Annotated in this window: 21 protein-coding genes; 16 read left to right on the top strand and 5 right to left on the bottom strand. The window is 43.0% G+C overall.

The features are described from left to right. Positions 1-215 precede the first annotated feature (215 nt). Positions 216-557 (top strand): zinc ribbon domain-containing protein YjdM, encoded by a 342-nt coding sequence (locus MHH46_RS31015; protein ID WP_036682263.1) that lies wholly within the window; start codon positions 216-218, stop codon positions 555-557. Positions 558-612: 55 nt separating this feature from the next. Here the strand turns inward: MHH46_RS31015 and MHH46_RS31010 are convergent, their stop codons facing one another. Then, on the bottom strand, positions 613-2,277 hold the full coding sequence (locus tag MHH46_RS31010; protein WP_076191593.1) for a diguanylate cyclase: 1,665 nt from the start codon (positions 2,275-2,277) through the stop codon (positions 613-615). A 284-nt stretch (positions 2,278-2,561) separates the two neighbouring features. Here MHH46_RS31010 and MHH46_RS31005 point away from each other — a divergent pair, with 284 nt between their 5' ends. The 9 genes from MHH46_RS31005 (at position 2,562) to hmpA (ending at position 11,079) form a co-directional block, all read left to right on the top strand. Next, positions 2,562-3,620 (top strand): LLM class flavin-dependent oxidoreductase, encoded by a 1,059-nt coding sequence (locus MHH46_RS31005; protein WP_076191595.1) that lies wholly within the window; start codon positions 2,562-2,564, stop codon positions 3,618-3,620. 55 nt (positions 3,621-3,675) lie between these two features. Continuing rightward, the gene (locus tag MHH46_RS31000; protein ID WP_076191597.1) at positions 3,676-4,140 is read left to right on the top strand and encodes a RidA family protein; all 465 of its coding nucleotides are present in this window, start codon (positions 3,676-3,678) and stop codon (positions 4,138-4,140) included. Positions 4,141-4,317: 177 nt separating this feature from the next. Continuing rightward, positions 4,318-5,352 carry a stalk domain-containing protein gene (locus MHH46_RS30995; RefSeq protein WP_076191599.1) on the top strand — a complete coding sequence of 345 codons (1,035 nt, stop codon included), beginning with the start codon at positions 4,318-4,320 and terminating at the stop codon, positions 5,350-5,352. Positions 5,353-5,493: 141 nt separating this feature from the next. Then, positions 5,494-6,501: a sigma-70 family RNA polymerase sigma factor gene (locus MHH46_RS30990; RefSeq protein ID WP_076191601.1), complete on the top strand. Its 1,008-nt coding sequence runs from the start codon at positions 5,494-5,496 to the stop codon at positions 6,499-6,501. A gap of 112 nt (positions 6,502-6,613) precedes the next feature. Then, positions 6,614-7,309: a response regulator transcription factor gene (locus tag MHH46_RS30985; protein WP_076191603.1), complete on the top strand. Its 696-nt coding sequence runs from the start codon at positions 6,614-6,616 to the stop codon at positions 7,307-7,309. 108 nt (positions 7,310-7,417) lie between these two features. Continuing rightward, positions 7,418-8,269: a D-alanyl-D-alanine carboxypeptidase family protein gene (locus MHH46_RS30980; protein ID WP_076124134.1), complete on the top strand. Its 852-nt coding sequence runs from the start codon at positions 7,418-7,420 to the stop codon at positions 8,267-8,269. After that, positions 8,269-8,790 carry a VanZ family protein gene (locus MHH46_RS30975; protein WP_076191606.1) on the top strand — a complete coding sequence of 174 codons (522 nt, stop codon included), beginning with the start codon at positions 8,269-8,271 and terminating at the stop codon, positions 8,788-8,790. The genes MHH46_RS30980 and MHH46_RS30975 overlap by 1 nt, the downstream gene beginning before the upstream one ends. A 38-nt stretch (positions 8,791-8,828) precedes the next feature. Next, positions 8,829-9,665 (top strand): YitT family protein, encoded by an 837-nt coding sequence (locus MHH46_RS30970; RefSeq protein WP_036682251.1) that lies wholly within the window; start codon positions 8,829-8,831, stop codon positions 9,663-9,665. 208 nt (positions 9,666-9,873) lie between these two features. Beyond that, positions 9,874-11,079 carry an NO-inducible flavohemoprotein gene (hmpA, locus tag MHH46_RS30965; RefSeq protein WP_076191609.1) on the top strand — a complete coding sequence of 402 codons (1,206 nt, stop codon included), beginning with the start codon at positions 9,874-9,876 and terminating at the stop codon, positions 11,077-11,079. A 63-nt stretch (positions 11,080-11,142) separates the two neighbouring features. Here the strand turns inward: hmpA and MHH46_RS30960 are convergent, their stop codons facing one another. Beyond that, positions 11,143-12,249 (bottom strand): PdaC/SigV domain-containing protein, encoded by a 1,107-nt coding sequence (locus MHH46_RS30960; RefSeq protein WP_076191612.1) that lies wholly within the window; start codon positions 12,247-12,249, stop codon positions 11,143-11,145. A 185-nt stretch (positions 12,250-12,434) separates the two neighbouring features. Beyond that, positions 12,435-13,283 (bottom strand): metallophosphoesterase, encoded by an 849-nt coding sequence (locus MHH46_RS30955; RefSeq protein ID WP_076191614.1) that lies wholly within the window; start codon positions 13,281-13,283, stop codon positions 12,435-12,437. Between the two features lie 108 nt (positions 13,284-13,391). Here MHH46_RS30955 and MHH46_RS30950 point away from each other — a divergent pair, with 108 nt between their 5' ends. From MHH46_RS30950 to MHH46_RS30940, 3 genes are all read left to right on the top strand, one after another. Then, on the top strand, positions 13,392-14,213 hold the full coding sequence (locus MHH46_RS30950; RefSeq protein WP_036682244.1) for a methyl-accepting chemotaxis protein: 822 nt from the start codon (positions 13,392-13,394) through the stop codon (positions 14,211-14,213). Positions 14,214-14,293: 80 nt separating this feature from the next. Next, the gene (locus MHH46_RS30945) at positions 14,294-14,572 is read left to right on the top strand and encodes a hypothetical protein (protein WP_038573810.1); all 279 of its coding nucleotides are present in this window, start codon (positions 14,294-14,296) and stop codon (positions 14,570-14,572) included. 139 nt (positions 14,573-14,711) lie between these two features. After that, positions 14,712-15,833 carry a nitric oxide synthase oxygenase gene (locus MHH46_RS30940; protein ID WP_076191616.1) on the top strand — a complete coding sequence of 374 codons (1,122 nt, stop codon included), beginning with the start codon at positions 14,712-14,714 and terminating at the stop codon, positions 15,831-15,833. 123 nt (positions 15,834-15,956) lie between these two features. Here MHH46_RS30940 and MHH46_RS30935 read toward each other — a convergent pair whose 3' ends face one another. Beyond that, complete coding sequence (locus tag MHH46_RS30935) at positions 15,957-16,598, bottom strand: TetR/AcrR family transcriptional regulator (RefSeq protein ID WP_076181870.1); 642 nt, start codon at positions 16,596-16,598, stop codon at positions 15,957-15,959. Positions 16,599-16,785: 187 nt separating this feature from the next. Here MHH46_RS30935 and MHH46_RS30930 point away from each other — a divergent pair, with 187 nt between their 5' ends. Beyond that, on the top strand, positions 16,786-17,538 hold the full coding sequence (locus MHH46_RS30930) for an SDR family NAD(P)-dependent oxidoreductase (RefSeq protein ID WP_038573803.1): 753 nt from the start codon (positions 16,786-16,788) through the stop codon (positions 17,536-17,538). Positions 17,539-17,701: 163 nt separating this feature from the next. Next, entirely contained in the window at positions 17,702-19,117 is a 1,416-nt protein-coding gene (locus tag MHH46_RS30925; protein WP_076132753.1) for a hypothetical protein, read from the top strand. A gap of 67 nt (positions 19,118-19,184) precedes the next feature. Here MHH46_RS30925 and MHH46_RS30920 read toward each other — a convergent pair whose 3' ends face one another. Then, the gene (locus tag MHH46_RS30920) at positions 19,185-20,675 is read right to left on the bottom strand and encodes a peptide MFS transporter (RefSeq protein WP_076191619.1); all 1,491 of its coding nucleotides are present in this window, start codon (positions 20,673-20,675) and stop codon (positions 19,185-19,187) included. 255 nt (positions 20,676-20,930) lie between these two features. On the opposite strand from MHH46_RS30920, the gene MHH46_RS30915 reads away from it, so the two are divergent. Further along, positions 20,931-21,287: a nucleotide excision repair endonuclease gene (locus MHH46_RS30915; protein ID WP_036682230.1), complete on the top strand. Its 357-nt coding sequence runs from the start codon at positions 20,931-20,933 to the stop codon at positions 21,285-21,287. Positions 21,288-21,352: the final 65 nt, after the last annotated feature.

Below are 21,352 nucleotides of genomic sequence, written 5' to 3'. Positions count from 1 at the left end.
CTCTCCTATGTATTTACATAAAAATTCGACATTTCCATCTTATTGAATTAGGAAAAAATATACAAGACAATATTTGAGAATTACTGTCCGCTGTCGAAATCTAGACAAACTTACTGCTGATATCTAGTGGAAACCTTACCAAATATGAAATATACTTTTGAGGCTATGCACTGGAACCACAACTAGATTTACATTAACGAATGGAGGACACTTTGATGTCAACTTTGCCAAATTGCCCGAAATGTAATTCAGAATACACTTATGAAGATGGTAGTTTGCTCGTCTGCCCGGAATGTGCGCATGAGTGGAGCCTCGACACAGAGGCTGAAAGCAGTGAAGAGAACAAGGTTGTCAGAGATGCCAACGGAAATATTTTAAATGATGGAGATGCTATAACTATTATTAAAGACCTTAAAGTAAAAGGAAGCTCATCCGTTCTGAAGATAGGAACAAAGGTGAAAAACATCCGTTTAGTGGACGGAGATCATGATATTGATTGCAAAATCGATGGTTTTGGAGCTATGAAATTAAAGTCCGAGTTTGTTAAAAAGATCTAAAAAATAAAAATCAGCTTAACTTCAACAGAAGTAGGCTGATTCTTTATTTTAAACGTTATCTATTAATCTCAACAATCTGATTTCGTCCGGCATTTTTTGCTTGATATAAGGCTTTGTCCACTGATTCGAATAAATCATTTAGTTGATTGGTCAGGCTTTCTGTATATTGTGCTGCAAAATTACTAATGGACAGCAGTCCCATACTAACAGTAATCGAGAGGGAATGAGCAACATCCTCTACATGTACTTTATTAGCTTCTATTATAGATTTGATATGTTTTGCTAAGTGGTTTGCTTGTGTTTGATCTGTATTTGGTAAGTAAATGATAAATTCTTCTCCGCCATAACGCGCCAGAACATCCGTCTCCCTCAACGTTTTCTTAATTACCTCTACCGTGCTGCAAATGACGACATCACCGATTAAATGGCCGTAATTATCATTCACTGTTTTGAAAAAGTCGATATCCAGAAGGATGATAGCAAAAGGCTGCTTGAGTTTCATATTTTCTATGATCTCATGCTCTAAGTGCAACGTTAAGTAATGACGATTATAACAACCGGTTAGGCTGTCCGTTATGGCCATCTGCTTAAGTTTTTGGTTAGTCTGCGATAATTCATCCTGGATTTCAGTTAATGTAGCATTACGCTCTTGCAGGGTCTCGTTCTGGTGATTGGTCTCGGCTATGAGGCGATGCAGCTCGCTTCTGTCCTGAAAAGTGAGAATGCGTCCAACCCTGATTCCACCTACCACAATCGGCGCCGCAGTAATGTTAATGTATGCATCGAGTGAGGTGTAGAATAGTTCAACCTCAGTCCTCTCCATGGGCTGGTTCAAGTATGTATGAAGGAATAAATCGAAAGCTCCGGAAGTTTGCTCTATGGGTGCGATGGTCGACACGTCAAAGTGAGCACCGATTTGCAGATGGATTTTTGGAAAAAGCGAGCGATTGATTTCTACTACAGTCTCACTATCATCCAGTACAAGAATTCCTTCTGTAATGGTGTCAATGATATCCTGATGGGCGATGGTTACGAGATCAAATATTTTATCCCGATGGATAGCAATTACGAAAAAGATTGCCGAGATTAAGATCCCCAGAGAGGTCAGCCCTGGAATAACTGGATCAGATTTAAGCAATACCACATTAAGAAAAACATCCAATAAAATAAATACCGTTAGCACCAGCACCCCTTTGAGCACATGAGCAACCTGTTTTTTGATCCGCTGTGTAGTGTTTGAGACTAGCGCTGAATAGATGATATACAGAGAAATCATTACGCTGGTGGTTAAGAAGATAATAAGCAGCCAAAAAATCGGACCATAATATCTTTCGATATATCCGCCGTTCATAGGGAGAACAAAACTTCCGTTTGGATTGGCGATCACCCCTACTAAGATCAAAGCTGCGAGAATGTATAGGATCAATGTGTTCTTTTTTCGAAGAAGATGTGAATTCCCGGTGAGTAGTACCGTGAACAGAAGCCAGCCAATCGTTAACAGAACCGAGTCGATAAAAGCGATCTTTACATAAAACAATTGAAACTTGGGATCGTCGGTCGTTTTGATAGCGAATTGGCAGAAGGGCCATAACATCATAGTAAAATGAAAAACTAAGTATGCTTTATGTAGGTTAGTGATAGTTACAGACGCAAATATGTAGATGAACAAAGCGAACAAAACAAAAAATAATAACAAATCAATCCATGTCATGATATTCATTTCAGTGACACCTTCTCCCACCCGGTTAACAGTTCTTTCATGTTACCTTGAATTTTATTCGTTTGCCATATGATTATTTGTTCTACGACAACCGCTATTTGTTTAAGAGTCTTTCAACATATTCCTTCAAAATCCTCTATTTGTAAGCGTGGTTTTGCAAATTTTAAGGATGAGTTTCCCGGGAAACTGGGGTTGGACAGAATGACTAGCTTTTTTAACCTTAACTTGTGTTATAATCAAACAAACAATTTAAAGAGGAAATTATAGTTAAGGGGGATTTGTAAGTGGAAATAGGAATAAGCACGTTCGTAGAAACAACACCGGATGTTCAGACGGGTGAAGTGATAAGTCATGCGCAGCGATTGCGCGAGGTTGTAGAGGAGATTGTGCTTGCAGATCAGGTGGGTTTAGATATATTTGGCGTGGGCGAACATCATCGCAAAGATTATGCGGCGTCTTCTCCAGCAGTTTTACTGGCTGCGGCGGCCTCACAGACGACACAGATTCGGCTAACCAGTGCGGTTACAGTACTTTCCTCTGATGACCCCGTACGTGTGTTTCAGGATTTCGCTACCCTGGATGGAATCTCGAATGGACGCGCAGAGATCATGGCAGGCCGGGGTTCTTTTATTGAATCGTTCCCGCTGTTTGGGTATGATTTGAATCATTATGATGAGCTGTTCGATGAGAAGCTGGACTTGCTGCTCAAAATACGGGAATCCGAAAAAATAACCTGGAGCGGCGTGCACCGTCCTGCCATTAATAATCTGGGGATTTATCCGCGTCCCGTGCAGAATCCATTGCCAGTATGGATTGGCAGCGGAGGAAATACAGAATCCGTAATTCGTGCAGGTCTACTAGGGTTACCGCTTGTGCTGGCTATCATTGGCGGCAGTCCGCTACAGTTTGCTCCGCTCGTGAAGCTCTATAAGAAGGCTGCAGCGCAAGCGGGACATGATGTATCGAAGCTGCCCGTTGCTTCGCACTCGCACGGCTTCATTGCAGAGGACAATCAGCAGGCTGCCGATATGTTCTTCCCTTCTACACAAGCTAGTATGAATGTTATTGGCCGGGAACGCGGATGGGGTCAATACACCCGTGCAAGCTATGATGCGGCGCGTAGATTTGAAGGTGCCTTGTATGTAGGTGACCCAGAGACCGTTGCTGAGAAAATCATTCACCTGCGCAAGCAAGTAGGCATCACACGTTTTATGCTGCATGTGCCGCTTGGCACAATGCCTCATAAGGATGTAATGAGAGCCATTGAGCTATTGGGTACCCAAGTAGCACCCATTGTTCGCGCTGAGATATCGAGATGGGAAGCAGAGGTTGAAGCTAAGTAGTAACTATGATCTTACTTAATTATTGAAGCTGTTGATAATGGAGGGGGAGATGGATATGACAGAGCACACTATAGCGAGCAGACTCGAAGCATTAGGAGTTGTCCTGCCCGAGGCTAGTGAACCGGCGGCAAAATACGCTAACTACGTAATTGTTAATGGTTTATGTTTTGTGTCGGGAAAAGGACCAGCGGGCCATCCCAAAGGGAAGCTGGGACAAGATTACACTACCAAGGAAGGCTACCATTTTGCACGTTTAACGGGTATAGAAATCCTTGCCGTCCTGAAGACAGCTTTAGGTTCTTTGGACAAAGTGAAAAGAGTAGTCAAAATTCAAGGCTTCGTTAATGCAGATCCCCTTTTTGAAGAACATCATAAAGTGCTTAATGGTTGTTCAGATTTAATGCTTGAGGTGTTCGGAGACAAGGGTGTTCATGCTCGTTCTGTATTGGGTGCTGTTTCTGTAAGGGATAATCTTCCGATCATTATTGATTCCATTTTTGAAGTTGAGGAACCTGTCTAGCCGGCTCCATGAGGCATATTTAAAAAGAGGACTATGATACCGAAAGGTGATCGTAGTCCTCTTTTTTTTAGGTGCTTATGCCGTAGGTAGATGCTTACCCCAAAATTTGTAACAAAACTAATCATCCTTTTTTTAGTAACAATAGGTGTATATATCAATCAACGAGGTGATGACATCATGAAATTTCAAAAGAAAGCTATGTTACTTTTACTACTTACATCTATGCTCTATACTGCTCCGGCCTATGCGGCGACAACGCCTCAGACTCCGGTTACAGCCGTTTATCTGGATGATCAACAGCTACAATTGGGGGCTCAGCCCTTGTTAGTAAACGATACAGTACTAGTTCCTATGCGTAAGTTATTTGAAGCTCAGGGGGCAAAGATTACTTGGAATAATGATACCAAGACCGTTAAGGCAACCAAGGGCGACCTGGTGCTGACCTATCATATTGGTGATCAGGCAGCGAATAAAAATGGCCAGTCCTTAAGTGTAACGGTTCCCGGCCAGATTACCGGCGGTTATACGATGATGCCACTGCGTTTTGTCAGCGAAGCTTTGGGCAGCACTGTGAAGTGGGATACCACTACTCGTGCCGTTCGTATCTACTCGGCAGTGGATTACGATACGACAATTCTGTATGGGGTTAACCTGCGAACTTTGCCAGACTCGTCAGCCCAATCAACGGTGCAGCAAATGTTGTCAGCAGGAGATAAGGTACATGTGGTTAGAGAAGTAGATGCTTTATGGTTAGAAGTGCGAACACAAGATAACAAGAGTGGCTATATATCTGCTAAACCCAAATATAGCAATTATACTAGTACGGCTCTTGTAGAGCGGCAGGGAAGCGAGCTGCTTGCTTACGGAGAAAAATATCTGGGAACACCTTATGAATTTGGTGCTGCTACTGACCAGACGTCTACCTTTGACTGTTCTTCCTTTGTAGGACATGTATTTAAGGATGTGTTGGCAATTGACCTGCCACGTGTCTCTTACAATCAGGCCAAAGAGGGCAAAGAGGTTGGAATTAACGAGCTGCGCAAAGGGGATCTGTTATTCTTCAGTGCACGTGGACTTGATATTGGGCATGTGGCGATTTACGCGGGAAATAATCAGATCCTACATACGTACTCCAAGGAGCTTGGCGTTCATTATGAAGCCTTAAGTGACAAGTGGAAGAAACGTTTGGTGACGGCTCGCAGATTGTTTTAGCTAGGTAATAATTAGGCTATAATTATCACGGTGAAGAAAAGTTGAAATCCCCTCTCCATTAAAATTTATTTGCAGGCATAAAGACGGTTTTTGAGTCTCTTTTCCGTCTATGTTATGAGCTTGATGTTAAGGAGGAAAATAGTGACTTGTACGGACGCAGAACTGGTAGATAAGGTGTGTAAAGGTGACATGGATGCATTCAGTGTACTTATCGGCAAATATTCCAATGCAGTATACGGGGTTGCTTATGGTAAATTGGGTGATTTTCATACCGCACAAGACATTGCCCAAGAGGTTTTTGTTAAAACCTATCGCAAATTACCCAACTTAAAGGAGCCTGAGAAACTCGCCAGTTGGTTATATGCGGTTACTGCACGGGAATGCATGGATTGGTTTAGGTCAAATAAAAAGAAAACTGCTTACGAATTCATGCAAAAAATGGAGGTTCCGCAGCCAGAATCTACCGAAGATCAGCTGCTCAGAAAAGAACTCCAGCAAGATGTGTGGAAAGCCTTAAACACCCTATCAGAAGCTAACCGTATAGTCACAATTCTCTACTATATCGACAATTACAAGGTTAGGGAAATCGCCGATTTCCTTGATTTATCCAGCGAAGCTGTTGAGAGTAGACTCCGCAGATCAAGAACGATCTTAAAAAGGGAGATGTTGAGTACCGTGAATAATAATCTTAATGAAAACAAATTACAGGACGAATTTAAGAAGAGAGTCTTTCAGGATGAAAGAATGACTGAAACGAATTTTCGTCGTGTGGCTATGGGCCAGAGTGAATTTGATGATATTGATATGCATAAAACAAACTTCTCCAATGTAAATATGGAGGGGACCGGATTCGATAATATTAATATGAGCAGTACTACCTTTAATGACATCAATATGCATTCTGTTAAGTTTAATGAAGTGGGGCTGTGGGAAATAGAGGTTAGTAATAGTGAACTAGGGGAGGCTTATTTCCACGATATTCATTTGTACGGTAAAGGCAATAAGTTTGAGCGATGCCAGCTGAACGGGACATCCTTTGTAGATTGTGATCTTTCGAATGTAGATATAAGAGACTGCAATCTTTCAGGCGTCACAGTAAATGGGATTTCATTAGAGCTATTGTTAGACAGCTATAATAAAAGGAAATAGACTATATAAATCATAGATTTAATCGGAAACCACTTCTTTCTAGGAGTGGTTTTTGAGTTTAGGGTATAATGGATGAAGAGTGTACAGCACAACCTATAGGAGTGAAAAATAGATGAAGCGCATCACCATTTTAATTGCGGATGATGAGGCGGAAATTGCCGACTTGGTGGCCTTGCATTTGCAAAAAGAGGGGTATCATATCCTCAAAGTGTCCGATGGAAGGGCAGCGGTACAAGCCATTGAGTCGCAAACGATAGATTTGGCGATTCTGGATATCATGATGCCGGGGCTGGATGGTTACGAGGTCACCCGCCATATTCGGGAGCATCATCATCTGCCGATTATTTTTCTGAGTGCTAAAACTTCCGATCTTGATAAAATCACCGGACTGGTTATGGGCGCAGATGATTATATGACCAAACCGTTTAACCCAATGGAGCTGGTCGCCCGGGTCAATTCCCAGTTGCGGCGCTCCATACAATTCAGTCAGCCCGCTGCCATACCTAAATCGGTGCTAGAGGTTCGGGGATTGATGATTTCACCGGATGAGCATACGGTTACTCTTTATGGTGAGGTTATTGAGCTAACTCCAAAAGAGTTTGATATTTTGCATTTATTGGTCAGTCATTCCAAGCAGGTGTTTAGTGCGGAGAACATTTTTCAACAGGTATGGGGCGATGCTTATTATGAGAGTGGGAACACGGTCATGGTTCATATCCGTACCTTGCGCAAAAAGCTCGGTGAAGACATCAATAAGAATAAATTCATTAAGACGATCTGGGGCGTTGGATATACTTTTAATGGGTAAAGCCAGTGAGATTTATTTATTTTAAGAAAAACTTTATATTTGTCCTGCTTTTTCTTTAAAGTGTCTTCGTTATTCTATTCCTATCAAGGAAATGGGAGGACATTGCTGATGAAGAAGTGGGGCTTTTTGGCGTTGGTTGTGTTGTTGCTTGGGTATGCAGCGGCTCGTTATTTACCGAATACGGGTAATTTAGGATACGATGATAAGATTCGCAAAGAATCTATTAGAAATAACAATAGTTTAGAGGTAGTAACACAAGATCAAGTGTATCAAGGGGATTTGTTGCTGGTGAACAAACAATACCCGGTACATGAGGATAGTGTGAAGTCTGATATCGTGACCTTATATGAGCAGGCGGATCTGGTGCAGGGTTATGGGCTGCTGGATACCTCGATTCGTTTGTCTGAAAGTGTAGCGCATAAATTCAATAAGATGGTCAAAGCTGCCGAAAAAGAGGGTGTGAATCACTTTTTAATTAGCAGCGGGTACAGGGACTTTGAAGAGCAAGAGAAATTATATCAGGAAAAAGGTTCCGACTATGCTTTACCGGCGCAATATAGTGAACATAATTTAGGATTATCTCTGGATATCGGGTCGTCCCAATCAGAAATGAGTAAAGCGCCTGAAGGAAAATGGCTGCAAAAAAATGCCTGGAAATACGGCTTTATTCTCCGCTATCCGAAAGACAAAACCGAGATTACGGGGATAAAATATGAACCCTGGCATTTCCGTTATGTAGGGTTGCCGCACAGCGCCATTATTCATGAGAAAGGGCTTGTGCTAGAACAATATTTGGATTTCTTGAAAGAGAACAAAGAGATTTCAACAACAGTAGACGGCAAGGCTTATACAGTAAGTTATTTTCCGGTATCCAAATACACTACGATCAAAATTCCACAGGAAGGGCAATATATGACGTCAGGCGATAACATGGATGGCATAATTGTTACTACATATTAATGACTAAAGAGCCGAAAAAAAAGTCTGCTATAAACCTTTTGCTGGCAGCTATATTTATCGTCTATATGTATTTTTTAATCCGAATTATTTTATTTAAAGGTGCACCGGTGAACTTATTATCGCTTTGGGAGCAAGCGGGACGTATGTTTGAACATCCAGACCGGATTTTTAATCGGCGAGGCAACTATATTCCTTTTAAGGAGATCTCCCGGGGGATGGACGATCTGTCGCTTTCAGATCCTTTTTCATCGATTAATTTAGTAGGGAATTTGTTGGCCTTTATTCCGTTTGGGATCTTGGTGCCCATGCTGTTATCGCATAAAGTAAGGCTGTTTCGAAGAGTTTTCTTCCTCTCGCTGGCGCTGAGCTTCTGTTTTGAATTCACACAATTAGTATTGTATATCGGCACCTTTGATGTGGATGATCTTATTTTGAACACTGGCGGCGGGGTGGCTGGTTACTGTATCTATAGACTGTTGACTTCTTTCGGATGGATTGCATCTATATCAAAGCGGTGTTAGTATTTGTGGATATAGATCTAGGGTAGAAGGGGCATGGTATGAAAAAGCGTATTTCGGATATTGTTTCCATCATTGTAGGAGCTTTGTTATTCTCCTTGGCCGTTAATTTGTTTGTGATTCCGAACGAGTTCGGTGAAGGCGGGGTCACGGGACTGACTATGATTACTTACTATTTGTATCAGTGGTCACCCGGTATTGTTAGTTTGATTCTTAACGCTTTATTATTAATTGTGGGGTACAAATTTCTAGACAAAACTACGACGGTATACACGATTATTGCGGTGTTTTTCAATTCGTTATTCCTGATTCTTACGAAAAATTGGAATATTGGCAGCGATGAGTTGATAATTAATGCAATATTCGGGGGTATCTTCTCAGGTGTGGGTATCGGGCTAATTATACGAGTGGGTGGAACGACTGCAGGGTCAACCATCATCGCCAGAATCCTACATAAATATTTGGACTGGAATGTTAGTTACGCGCTACTGCTCGTCGATTTAATTGTGGTGTTCGCTTCGTATTTCATCATTGGAGTACAAAGTCTGATGTTTACGATCGTGATGCTCTATGTAGCCACTAAGATAATGGACTTTATTATTGAGGGAGTGAACCCTAAGAAGGCTGTTACGATTGTATCCCAAGAGCAGGACAAAATTGCTGAACAGGTTAATGGAATTATGGATAGAGGCGTCACAGTAATATATGGCCGTGGGTACTATACCAAGACACCTAAAGAGCTGCTGTATATTGTGATTAGCAAGCAGGAAGTGACTATGCTTAAGAAAATCGTCAAATCCATTGATAAAGAGGCGTTTATTACCATCCACGATGTACGAGATGTATTCGGAGAAGGTTTTGTGGAGCTGTCAAAATAATAAGATAAAAAGCTATCCCGGAAGCTATAATGGCTGCTTGGATAGTTTTTTTGATTTTGGGCACGTTATTGTGATGGATATCATTGCAATTATTGGATCGTTCACATTTTTTCAATTTCCCGTGTGATTGAACGCACACTATGGGATGTGCAGCTTCTATATGCTTTTTATAGAGGAATTAATTTATTGCAGGAAAGAGGGTATTTAGATGTTAGATCAACAAACCATTGAAATCATAAAATCAACGGTGCCCGTATTGCAGGTTCATGGGAAGACCATCACAACTACTTTCTATGGCATGTTATTTGAAAATCATCCGGAGTTACTAAATATATTTAATCATGCCAACCAACGGGAAGGTAAACAGCAGACTGCACTTGCTAACGCCGTACTCGCGGCGGCAATGAATATTGATCAGCTGGGAAATATTTTGCCTGTGGTAAAACAGATTGCGGAGAAACATCGGGCATTGGGAGTATTACCTGAACATTATCCCATCGTAGGTGAGACTTTGTTAGCTGCTATTGGGCAAGTACTTGGCGATGCGGCGACGCCGGAAATTATTGATGCTTGGGCAAAGGCGTATGGCGTGATCGCAGATGCCTTTATTGGTGTCGAAGCAGAGAAGTATCGTGAAGCTGCCGAAATTCCCGGGGGTTGGAGTGGATTTAGAAACTTTGTGGTTACTAAGAAGGTTAAAGAAAGTGAACTTATTACTTCCTTCTACCTTTCTCCTGAGGATGGAGGGGCTATAGCTTCTTACTTGCCGGGTCAATACATCACGGTTCGTGTTCAGCCTGAGGGAGAGGAATACACCCATGTTCGCCACTATAGTTTGTCCAGTGCGCCGGGACAGTCGTATTACCGCATCACAGTTAAACGGGAAGGTGAAGGGCCGGATAAACCGGCTGGAGTCGTATCTACTTTCCTTCATGATGTCGTACAAGTGGGAGCTATATTGGAAGTAAGCTCGCCAGCAGGTGATTTCGTACTAAATAAAGATAGTGATCGTCCAGTGGTTCTTATCAGTGGTGGGGTTGGACTAACCCCTATGGTAAGTATGCTGGAGACATTAATTGCTATGCAGCCAGAACGAGAGGTAACGTACATTCATGCAGCCATCAATGGAAGCTTGCATGCTATGAAAGAAATGGTGGCGGATTTGGAGCAGTCCCATCCTACCCTACGATCCTATGTATGTTATGAAACTCCAAGTGAAGGAGATACGTTCCATAAAACAGGTTATATTGATCTAGCTTGGCTGCAAGAAGTAACAGACGTAAACTCTGAATTCTATTTCTGCGGACCGACTCCTTTTATGAAGGCGATATATAAGGCTCTTAAGGAATGGAAGGTGGCTGAAGACAGAATTCATTATGAATTCTTCGGCCCGGCTGGAAGTTTGGAAGCCTAAGCTGTAAAACCAAAAGAGCGTCCCAGTCCTAATGACTGTGACGCTCTTTTTTACAATAGAAGTTTATTTGAAGGCAGCGAATGGGTTAGTTCCCTTTGGTAATATTGAACTGAAATTAAAGGTGTACGTAGGAATTCCAGCCGCATAAGGGGCAATTTCGTACTGTTGGTAGAAGATTGCAAGGCCACTCTCGGAAACGTAGAAGTTTGGTTTTTCTGTTAGTCCGCCAGGTGTATCTGGAAAAGCTAGCTCCTTGGTGCTTTCCTTCAACATTTTATCTAATTTTTGTTTGTAGTTTGGCTCTGCCTTCAGCAGGTCCTTAAGTTCAATTGGTTTGCCGTCTTTCAGCGAGAAGGTAAATCCTTCACGAAGGGCTCCACCATGTGCTCCACCAGTATAGCCATATTGATCAGTCACGATGCTCAGAACCCCTTCACGGTTAAAGGAGACAACAAAAGTTTGAGAGAAGTCATATTTATTCTCTATAGTACCATCTCTACGGCTAGCCTGTTCTTCACTCTCTGCGACGAATTGTTCAGCTTGCTTTTTGAAGATCGCATTAATCTTAGTCTGCACTTCATCCGTTAAGCCACTGATTTTTGGATACTGTACTTTGATACTAGCATTTTTATTGCTCTTATCTAAGGTTTCAGAGGTAATTTTGATGTCATTCATTACTTTTTTACTTAGATCAAGTGATTTCAATGAAGGATTATAAACGCCTTGCACTCCTAAATAGTCAGACAAGAGTTTGAACGGAACATAAATCCGGTCGTTGATGACCTTCACATCATGACTGCCGGTCATGCTATAAATGTAATAGCCATTCAGGGTTGTACTAACACCGTAATCTGAGACCTCCATGTCCAGCTTCATGGAATCGCTGCCTACACTATAAGTTTTGGTGCTTGCATTATAGTTAATGGAGAGGCCAAAAGCATCCCGTAGTACAGTTAAAGGGATCATGGTGTTACCGTTTACTATTTTCGCTTGCTGCGATAAGGTCTGGCCTTTATATTTAAGCACTACAGAGGGTTGCTGTGCGGCTTGTTTTACCGTATTTCCTCCGGTAGTTGCGGCTTGAACTGAAGTTCCTCCTACTAGTCCCGACCCTCCAAGCAATACTCCAGCAGCCAAGATGGCTGAGGTCCATTTCATACTTTTATTCATAACTTAATCTCTCCTTCCCAAGGATGGGCTTATGTAGTTGCAATATGATATTTTTTCCTCTATCACTCCTACAATTATACCTAGGTCCCAAATAGATTTGATTACAAAGACGGTTACAGTGTTGTTGCATAGATATGCAAAAGGTATATACTTTTTAACCATTTTGTACGATTAAGACACTAGCATTAAGAATGTAAAGTAATTACGGTGAGCTCGGGGCGACAATTAAAACGAACAGGCATACGAGTTACTCCTATCCCGCGAGTGGTATAGACCTGAAGTTGGCTGTTGGGCAGTTGATATAACCCACTTGAATATTTACTTCCGTGAGGCGGGGTATATAAAGCTCCGACAAATGGAAACCGCACTTGGCCTCCGTGGCTATGGCCAGACAATTGCAGATCTATAGGCAGCTTACAAAAGTCATCGGCGAAATCAGGTTCATGGGCCAGGAGAATTGTGCAAGCCTCTTCCGGGATATGAAGCAGCGCTTGGGCGATGTCTGCTTTTCCGACCCAAGGATCATCTATTCCGGCAATATAGAGCTTGTCCGTACCTTGGGTTAGGACGATATGTTCATTATGGAGCACGTGGAAGTCCGATTGTGTTAGCCCTTTCGTTACAACCTTTCTGGTCCCAAAAGCATCATGATTGCCTAATACTGCAAATTGTCCAAAAGGAGCCCGCAACTGAGAGCACAAGGCTACGGCTTCTGAAATATAATCGGCTGAATGATCTAATAAATCGCCGGTGAAGCAGATCAGATCTGGCTTTACATGTTGAATTTGCTGCGCTAACTCCGTTAAAGCTTGCGGCTTGGAATATACCCCCTGATGTAAATCACTAAAATGAACGATACGAAATCTATCGAAGGCTGGAGAAAGTCTAGGGAGTGTAATATCTACATGTTTGATTTCCAGCCAGTAGGGTTCGATCCAATGTGAATAGATGCCGGATGCACCAGCTGTTCCAAGAAGGCCTAGAGTTACTTGAGCGCTTTTCTGTAGAAATTGTCGTCTGCTAATAGTATTCATAAACAAATCATACGCGGGGATTGTTACTCTACTATGACAATATTCATTTAATAACCCATTGTGACGATAAAACTACATATACATTTTTTTAATATGGGAGATGAAGAGATGAGTATTATCGATGCCTTAGTCCTCGCAGCACCTTATTTCAAAAAGATTCACTCGCAGGATATTATGATTGGAATCACGGACAGGGAGATCTTCCATTATTACGCACCAAGTAAAGTTATTGATCTCGGATTGGTTAAGGGTAACCCTATCCCTCCTGAAGATCTGTCGCTTTCAAATGGACTGAAAGGTATAGCAAGCTCTAACCGAATCCCAGCAGAAATTTATGGAGCTCCTGTAATCTCAACATGTGTACCTATCTACGGAACGGATGATGATGTAATCGGGGTTTTTGCCATTGCCTATACACTAGAGAACGAGAATAAGCTTGAAGGATTCACAGATGAGATTAATGAGATAAGCAGTCATCTAATGGAGATGGTGCAGAGCGTAGCTGCCCAATCTCAGGAATTATCAGCAACCTCGCAGCAAATATTAGATAATACGCGTAGAGCCGTAACAGAATCACAAGAAGTGAATAAGGTTGCCGGCTTCATTCGTGAGATTTCTGAGCAGACGAACCTGCTTGGGCTGAATGCGGCAATCGAAGCCGCGCGTGTAGGAGAGCAAGGGGCAGGTTTTGGGGTGGTTGCTACGGAAGTACGCAAACTGTCCGTTAACACTAAAGAAGCAACCCATAATATTGAAAAATCACTGAGTGATGTTCAAAAGTCCATTAAGCAAATGGAGCAAGAAATTGAAGCGATCTCTGCTTCTTCACACTCACAAGCAGAATTGGTCACTGAATTCAGCGGTGTCATTGAGCGCCTGAATAAAGCGAGTAATGAAATGACGTCCTTTATGCAATCCATTATCCAGTAGATAGTGAATGCATAAGATGACTTCACCCAAACCATGCTAGAAGAGAACAGGCGCATTTCAGAAGGGAGCGTATTTCATTTATGAAACAACCCGATTCCAGTCTGCAAGCGAATGACAATGTAACTCAAGCCAAAAATTCTTTGGGCAAGCTTCATTTCTCTGTCTCTCAGGCACTTAGTCATCCAACAGAACAGACTTTGGCACAGGCTGAGAACCGCCTGGCACATACTGAGCAGGCGATTCAGCAAGCTCAGGACTGGCTAGGTCCTCAAGGTGTGGAGTTGGCTGAAGAACTGTTGACCGAGGATAAGAGCAGACTTGCCTCATTGAATAAGCAAGGGAAACGTTCAGAGCGCTAAATGTTCCTGCCACAACCTGTGAAGCTCCAAGCTTCACGGGTTGTTCTTATGCGCTTTTCCCTGAAAGATGTGGCATAGGAAGAGGGATGTTATACTGGATTGAGAGTTTAAGCAAGGGTTTAGATGGGGGATAAGGGATATGAATGGCAAGCACATCGAAGAATTAACCCGGCAGGCGGAAGCTTTCATTCGACAATGTTACGCTGAACTAGATAAGTCTGAAGCCGAGACGGATCATCGCATTCTAGCCGTACATGAGGAAATTAACCAATCAGGCAGTTACACACATACAACGGAAGAATTAGCGCATGGTGCAAGAATGGCCTGGCGCCACAATAGCCGCTGCATTGGGCGTCTTTTTTGGCAATCCATTGAGCTAATCGATGAACGCCAAGCAGAGACTGAGGAACAAGTTGCTGAAGCGTTGCTGCGACATCTGGAAAAGGCGAACAACGGAGGACGTATTCGTTCACTCATCACGGTCTTCCGCAGCGGAGAAGATCCGAATCAGCGGATTCGGATCTGGAACCACCAATTGATTCGTTATGCCGGGTATCCTGGCGATGAAGAACACGGACGTGCAGGCGATCCGGCATCGGATGAATTCACAAAAATGTGCCAGCAACTAGGTTGGCAAGGAACGGGTGGCGATTATGATGTATTGCCGTTAGTGATCAGTATTGGCAACGGGCATCCTTACGTTTTCCCTATTCCTGATCACCTCATTCAGGAGGTACCGTTAACACATCCTGAAATTGAACGTTTTGCTGAGCTTCAGCTCCGTTGGTATTCTGTACCCATTATCGCGGACATGCAGTTGGAAATTGGCGGTATTCTGTACACGGCTGCTCCTTTTAACGGTTGGTACATGGAGACTGAAATCGGCTCGCGTAACTTGGGGGATACCGGACGATACAACACTTTGCCGGCTATAGCTGATGTGATGGGACTGGATCGCTCCACCAACACAACGCTTTGGAAGGATCGGGCGCTTCTTGAGCTGAATCGCGCAGTGCTGCATTCCTTCAAGCAAGCAGGTGTCAGCATCGTGGATCACCATACAGCAGCAGATCAATTTGTTCGATTCCAGCAACAGGAGAACGAGCAGGGGCGCCAAGTCTCAGGGCGCTGGTCCTGGCTGATTCCGCCTATGTCACCTTCGTCTACACCGATTTGGCATGATCGTAGGTTAAAAGAATATGATTTCAGCCCTCGTTTTCTTTATCAACAATCACCCGTCGCAACCTGCCCGTTTCACTAGCTAACGAAGGTAGTATATAGGTCGCAACTTGAATCTGGATAGAGGCATTTTCCTCGGAAATGTCTCTTTTTGTTTGACTATAGAAAAAGCGCCAAGTTCCCCTTCTAAGGAAACTGGCGCTTTTTAGGCTTTTAAATGATCCAGAAAAATTTGTTTAAGCAGCTCAAGCTGATCGTCGGAGTCTAGATCCGATTCCAGCAGGAGAATGTTTTTTTTCATCGTTAGTTTTCTGGAAAAGAGGGCAAAGCTATTCATGAGCGTAATTAAGGTCTCTTTTACGGGGAGACCCGCACGAATAGAGCCGTCTTCTACCCCATTTTGAATGATCCTGGAGTATTCATGCCAAATTTTGCGGTTGAGTGCATTGAAGCTCAGAACATCCTCAATAGGTTCACTTGAGTGTGAGGCGTAGCTTTCGAAATTGACCATAAAAATAATACTTAGATGATTTTGATCCTGAATAAAGAAATCAAATAATTTCTCGATTTGTTCAAGACAAGTAAGGGGCAAGTCAGCTACGTATTTAAAATGATCGAGCATAGGCTCCAGCATTCGGGTGGCTACAGCCACTACGAGTTTTTCTTTTCTGGGAAAATAGCGAAATAACGTCGCAATCCCGATATTGGCTTCGCTTGCGACATCTTGCATCGTCGACTTTTCGATTCCTTTTTGTGATAATACTCGTTCTGCGGATTCGAGGATCGTAATTAATCGTTGCTGCTTACCATCGGATCTTTCTTTTTCGTATCGTGTTTTAGGATTCATGAGGGCTAGACCCTTCCATTTTTTGATTGGGATTTTCAATTATTAGTATTATATCCACCGTTTATTGGATTAAGCAAGGAGTGGTTGTAGTTCTTTTGTAAAAATGATATGATGTATATCACAGTGATAGTGTGACTATCATCACTCAAATATTATATCACAATATGATTATAGAGGAGACCTAATTATGAATCGTCTAACTAATAAAGTAGCAATTATTACAGGTGCAGGCAGCGGCATGGGCCGTGAAGAAGCCCTTTTATTGTCCAAAGAAGGTGCTACAGTTGTAGCCACTGATATTAACGAGGCTGCCGTACAAGCAGTTGTGAAGGAAATTGAAGCAAATGGTGGTCAAGCAGCAGCTTATGCACATAATGTGGCTTCCGAAGAAGACTGGATCAAGGTTGTAGAAGATGTGATTAGCAAGTTCGGGAAAATCGACATTTTGGTAAACAATGCAGGGATCTCATTCCCGGTTCAATTGCTCGAATCCACTGTTGATCAATGGAACAAAGTAATGAACATCAACGTGAGCAGCGTATTCCTTGGCATGAAGCATGTTGTTCCTCAAATGAAGAATAATAAAGGTGGTTCCATCGTTAATATTTCATCCATCGCAGGTTTGACTGGCAGCAGCGGTGCTGGTGCTTATACAGCTTCAAAAGGTGCAGTTCGTATGCTTAGTAAAGCAGCGGCTGTAGACTTTGGTAAAGATAACATTCGTGTGAACTCTGTTCACCCAGGATTTATCGAAACCCCAATGAGTGCTGAATTTGTAAATAACGAAAAAATGCATAGCTTCTTTATGTCTCAGACTGCGCTGCCACGTGTTGGACGTGCTTCTGAAGTAGCTGAAGCTGTATTGTTCTTGGCTTCTGATGAAGCTTCTTACATTACAGGTGTTGAGCTGCCGGTTGATGGCGGAGTTGTAGCTAAATAATAATCTCTAATTAAGAAACATTAAGAAGCCGTCCCATACGTAGATTTTCTCTACGCGCGGGACGGCTTCTTTTGCTGTTTTAGGCCCATTTCTACTGAACATTAGCCTACACCCCTGCATACCATATAGCACTCGGATAGTAGGAGAAGGGTGTGGTGCAGAGATGGGCATCCAGTTAACAGCGCTCCATTATGTATATCTGGCATTTATCGTATTTATAATGGCACTTCTGATCAAGAGACGGGACACAACGATGATCTGTATTGCGGGCATCTTTGTACTTGGGTGGTTAGCCACGGAAACCGTCAGTGGTTCAGTCACAGGTGTATTCAACTCTTTTGTATATGCAACCAAGGAGCTAATGGGTACGATCATGATTATTTCGATCATAGTAGCCATGAGCCGGGTATTAACACGCACGGGGATTAACGAAATCATGGTTGCTCCACTTACCCGCTTTTTGCGCACACCGTTCATAGCCTTTTGGGGGATCGGTCTGATTATGATGGTCACCTCATGGTTCTTCTGGCCTTCACCCGCAGTGGCCTTGATCGGGGTTGTGCTGCTGCCGGTTGCCATTCGAGTGGGACTGCCGGCTCTTGGAGCGGCGATGGCAATGAATTTATTTGGCCACGGGATTGCGCTCTCAGGTGATTACATTATTCAAGGTGCACCTAAACTAACAGCAGATGCGGCCGGACTTCCGGTGACCAGTGTCATGGAGGCGAGTGTTCCGCTTGTAATTGTTATGGGCGTGGTGACTACGATAACGGCGTATTGGATGATGCGCAGAGATCAGAAGAAGGGAACTTGGCGAGACGGGCTTATTGCCGGGAAAAGTGCCGTGAGTGCGTTATCTGCAGAGAATGATACGGCAGAAGATCCAGCGGTGATTCATCCAGCATTGAAACAATGGCTGGCCATCGCCATTCCCATCCTGTTTTTAGCCGATGTAGCAGGCATGTTCCTGCTCGATTTGCAGGGTGGAGACGCAACTGCCTTAGTTGGTGGTACTGCGGTATTCATTCTGGTTGTAGTAACCTTGTTGGCACATCGTAATAAAGGATTGGAGCAAGTAACCTCTTATCTGATTGATGGACTTACGTTTGGCTTCAAAGTATTTGGTCCTGTGATACCGATTGCCGCTTTTTTCTATCTGGGGGATTCGGCGTTTGCTGAATTATTCGGCAAGGTGCTGCCCGCCGCATCTCAGGGGATTGTAAATGATCTAGGGGTCGCTCTAGCGCATAACGTTCCTCTGAACGGCGCAGTGGGTGCTGTGACCGCAACTATAACCGGAGCCATTACAGGCCTAGATGGTTCAGGGTTCTCGGGCATTTCACTTGCCGGGTCTATTGGGAAATTGTTTGCGGTGGCCACACATTCCGATGCGGCGACTTTAACTGCGCTGGGTCAGGTAGCTGCAATTTGGGTAGGTGGAGGCACGCTGATTCCGTGGGCATTGATTCCGGCCGCCGCTATTTGCGGAGTAAGCCCCTTTGAGCTGGCGAGACGGAATGTTAAGCCTGTACTCATTGGGCTGGTAGTCACGACGATTGTCGCCATGTTTCTGGTGTAGAGGCTGGATAACTATAGGAAACTAAAAAAAGGCTGCCGAGAAGATCTCGGGCAGCCTTTGGATGTCTTTAATGTATCCCTTTCATGAAATTCTGAATTTTGGAAGAGAATAGGAAGAGGATAAGCGCAAGGATAAGGGCCACTCCACCAATTACTCCAAAGTACATCATTTCGGTATCCGGGGTATAGAACTTCACAATCTGAGCATTAATTGCTTGGGCAGCGGCATTCGATAAGAACCACATACTCATCATTTGAGCGGTAAAAGCCGCCGGTGCCAGTTTGGTCGTTGCTGATAAGCCCACAGGGGACAAGCATAACTCCCCGATTACAATGATAAAATAGCTGAGTACCAGCCATAATGGATTCACAAGTGAATTAGCTCCACCGAAATAAGCAGGTACTAGAATCACCAGGAAGGATAAACCGGCAAACAATAAACCAAGCGAGAACTTTTGCGGAATCGAGGGTTGACGGTTACCGAGCTTTAACCACAACCAGGCAAATATAGGTGCAAGAGTGATAATAAACAGCGGGTTAAGCGATTGGAACCAAGCAGGAGAAATGTGTAAACCTGCAAAATCCAGTTGGGTCCGTTTATCAGCAAAACTAGCTAGAACTGTGGAAGTCTGCTCTTGAATCGCCCAGAACATAATCGATGCGATAAATAAAGGAATGTATGCGAGAATTCTTGACCGTTCAACGGCTGTTGTTTTGGGACTGCGGTACATCATAATGAAATACATCGTAGGAATAAGTAAGCCTAATACCCCTACTATTTTTATTAATGTTTCAAAGGTAAGCACTCCGGTAAGAATGCCGATCGTAATCAAAATCGCAAGTACAACTAATCCTACACCAATCCAAGTAAAGATCTTTTTCTTCTGATCTGCAGGAATAGGGTTGTGTACAATCGTACCGGCCAGACCCAGATTTTTTGTGCGAGTCATAATATAAACGACTAGTCCAATAAACATTCCGACTGCGGCAATCGAGAAACCAAGATGGAAATTATTCATGCCTACTGCGCCAACAATTAGTGGGGAGAGAAATCCTCCCAGGTTGATGCCCATATAAAAAATGCTGAAGGCAGCGTCACGGCGGTTATCCTGCTCGCTATAAATTTCGCCGACAATACTTGAAACATTGGGTTTCAGTAGACCCGTTCCGAGTACGATTAAAACCATCGAAGCAAAAAACAATGTGGTATTGCCTGGAATAGCCAGTAGTATATGCCCGAACATGATTAAAACGCCGCCGTAGAAAACAGCCCTCGAAGTCCCGAGGAGCCGATCCGCAAGCCAGCCTCCGATGATCCCTGACATATATACAAGCGATCCATAGATAGACATAATAGAAAGTGCCATATCTTCAGGTAATCCGAGACCGCCTTGGCTCACTTCATAATACATGTAGTAGACAAGGATAGCTCGCATGCCATAATAAGAGAAACGCTCCCAAAATTCTGTGAAGAAAAGGGTGAAAAGTCCCTTAGGATGTCCGAAGAAACCCTTTTGCGGGACGCTATCTACTATTTTTTGCCGGTCTGTTACTGCCATGAATCAAATCCTCCTAGATGACAAATATCTATATATCATGATGCAAACGCCTCTATTTTATTTATAATCCTCTACTGTCTAAGACCGCAACCCTTGGGCAGGAAGGTTTTGAATAATGCCATAATTTTTAGTGATATTTCCATTAGATCAATCGAACTTGCTTTTATTGTATTTATTTGACTGCGCCAGATTGAATGGTCTTACTTAGCGATTTATGATACTATTTACTCCTATATAGAAAGAGGACGTGAGCTAATGATCAACATAACGATTCCAAAAGCGGATGTTAGTATTACTAAACAAATTAACCCGCAGTTAAGCAATATTTACGGATTTACGGACTTTCACCTGATTCCGAGAGATTACGGCGGTATCTTTATGTTCTACAATGATCAGGATGAGTTGTTGTTTGTAGGTAAAGCGAGAAAGCTAAGACCAAGAATTAAAAAACATTTTGAAGACACCGTATCTGACATCAAGCAACATCGGGACGAGGTCACCAGAATTGATGTGTGTTTGATCGAAAGTCCAGTTCATAGAGAGATCTATGAAACCTATATCATTAATGAACTGAAATCTAAATACAACGTAGATAAAGTGATGTTTAGATAAAAGTAAGACCCAGGCACCGTCCACGTGATGGTGCTTTTTTGTGTTCTGAGAATAGTTGCGAATGA

Origin of the sequence: Paenibacillus sp. FSL H8-0175 (assembly GCF_045040615.1) — a bacterium.
Taxonomy (GTDB): Bacteria; Bacillota; Bacilli; order Paenibacillales; family Paenibacillaceae; genus Paenibacillus_AQ; species Paenibacillus_AQ odorifer.
The sequence above is the reverse complement of the archived record's forward strand: the minus strand, read 5'-3'. Positions and strand labels throughout refer to the sequence as shown.

Coding starts and splice junctions, on each gene's coding strand:
- MHH46_RS31015 (WP_036682263.1), top strand. CDS start 216: ATGTCAACTTTGCCAAATTGCCCGAAATGTAATTCAGAATACACTTAT.
- MHH46_RS31010 (WP_076191593.1), bottom strand. CDS start 2,277: ATGAATATCATGACATGGATTGATTTGTTATTATTTTTTGTTTTGTTC.
- MHH46_RS31000 (WP_076191597.1), top strand. CDS start 3,676: ATGACAGAGCACACTATAGCGAGCAGACTCGAAGCATTAGGAGTTGTC.
- MHH46_RS30995 (WP_076191599.1), top strand. CDS start 4,318: ATGAAATTTCAAAAGAAAGCTATGTTACTTTTACTACTTACATCTATG.
- MHH46_RS30985 (WP_076191603.1), top strand. CDS start 6,614: ATGAAGCGCATCACCATTTTAATTGCGGATGATGAGGCGGAAATTGCC.
- MHH46_RS30980 (WP_076124134.1), top strand. CDS start 7,418: ATGAAGAAGTGGGGCTTTTTGGCGTTGGTTGTGTTGTTGCTTGGGTAT.
- MHH46_RS30975 (WP_076191606.1), top strand. CDS start 8,269: ATGACTAAAGAGCCGAAAAAAAAGTCTGCTATAAACCTTTTGCTGGCA.
- MHH46_RS30970 (WP_036682251.1), top strand. CDS start 8,829: ATGAAAAAGCGTATTTCGGATATTGTTTCCATCATTGTAGGAGCTTTG.
- hmpA (WP_076191609.1), top strand. CDS start 9,874: ATGTTAGATCAACAAACCATTGAAATCATAAAATCAACGGTGCCCGTA.
- MHH46_RS30960 (WP_076191612.1), bottom strand. CDS start 12,249: ATGAATAAAAGTATGAAATGGACCTCAGCCATCTTGGCTGCTGGAGTA.
- MHH46_RS30955 (WP_076191614.1), bottom strand. CDS start 13,283: ATGAATACTATTAGCAGACGACAATTTCTACAGAAAAGCGCTCAAGTA.
- MHH46_RS30950 (WP_036682244.1), top strand. CDS start 13,392: ATGAGTATTATCGATGCCTTAGTCCTCGCAGCACCTTATTTCAAAAAG.
- MHH46_RS30945 (WP_038573810.1), top strand. CDS start 14,294: ATGAAACAACCCGATTCCAGTCTGCAAGCGAATGACAATGTAACTCAA.
- MHH46_RS30940 (WP_076191616.1), top strand. CDS start 14,712: ATGAATGGCAAGCACATCGAAGAATTAACCCGGCAGGCGGAAGCTTTC.
- MHH46_RS30935 (WP_076181870.1), bottom strand. CDS start 16,598: ATGAATCCTAAAACACGATACGAAAAAGAAAGATCCGATGGTAAGCAG.
- MHH46_RS30930 (WP_038573803.1), top strand. CDS start 16,786: ATGAATCGTCTAACTAATAAAGTAGCAATTATTACAGGTGCAGGCAGC.
- MHH46_RS30925 (WP_076132753.1), top strand. CDS start 17,702: ATGGGCATCCAGTTAACAGCGCTCCATTATGTATATCTGGCATTTATC.
- MHH46_RS30920 (WP_076191619.1), bottom strand. CDS start 20,675: ATGGCAGTAACAGACCGGCAAAAAATAGTAGATAGCGTCCCGCAAAAG.
- MHH46_RS30915 (WP_036682230.1), top strand. CDS start 20,931: ATGATCAACATAACGATTCCAAAAGCGGATGTTAGTATTACTAAACAA.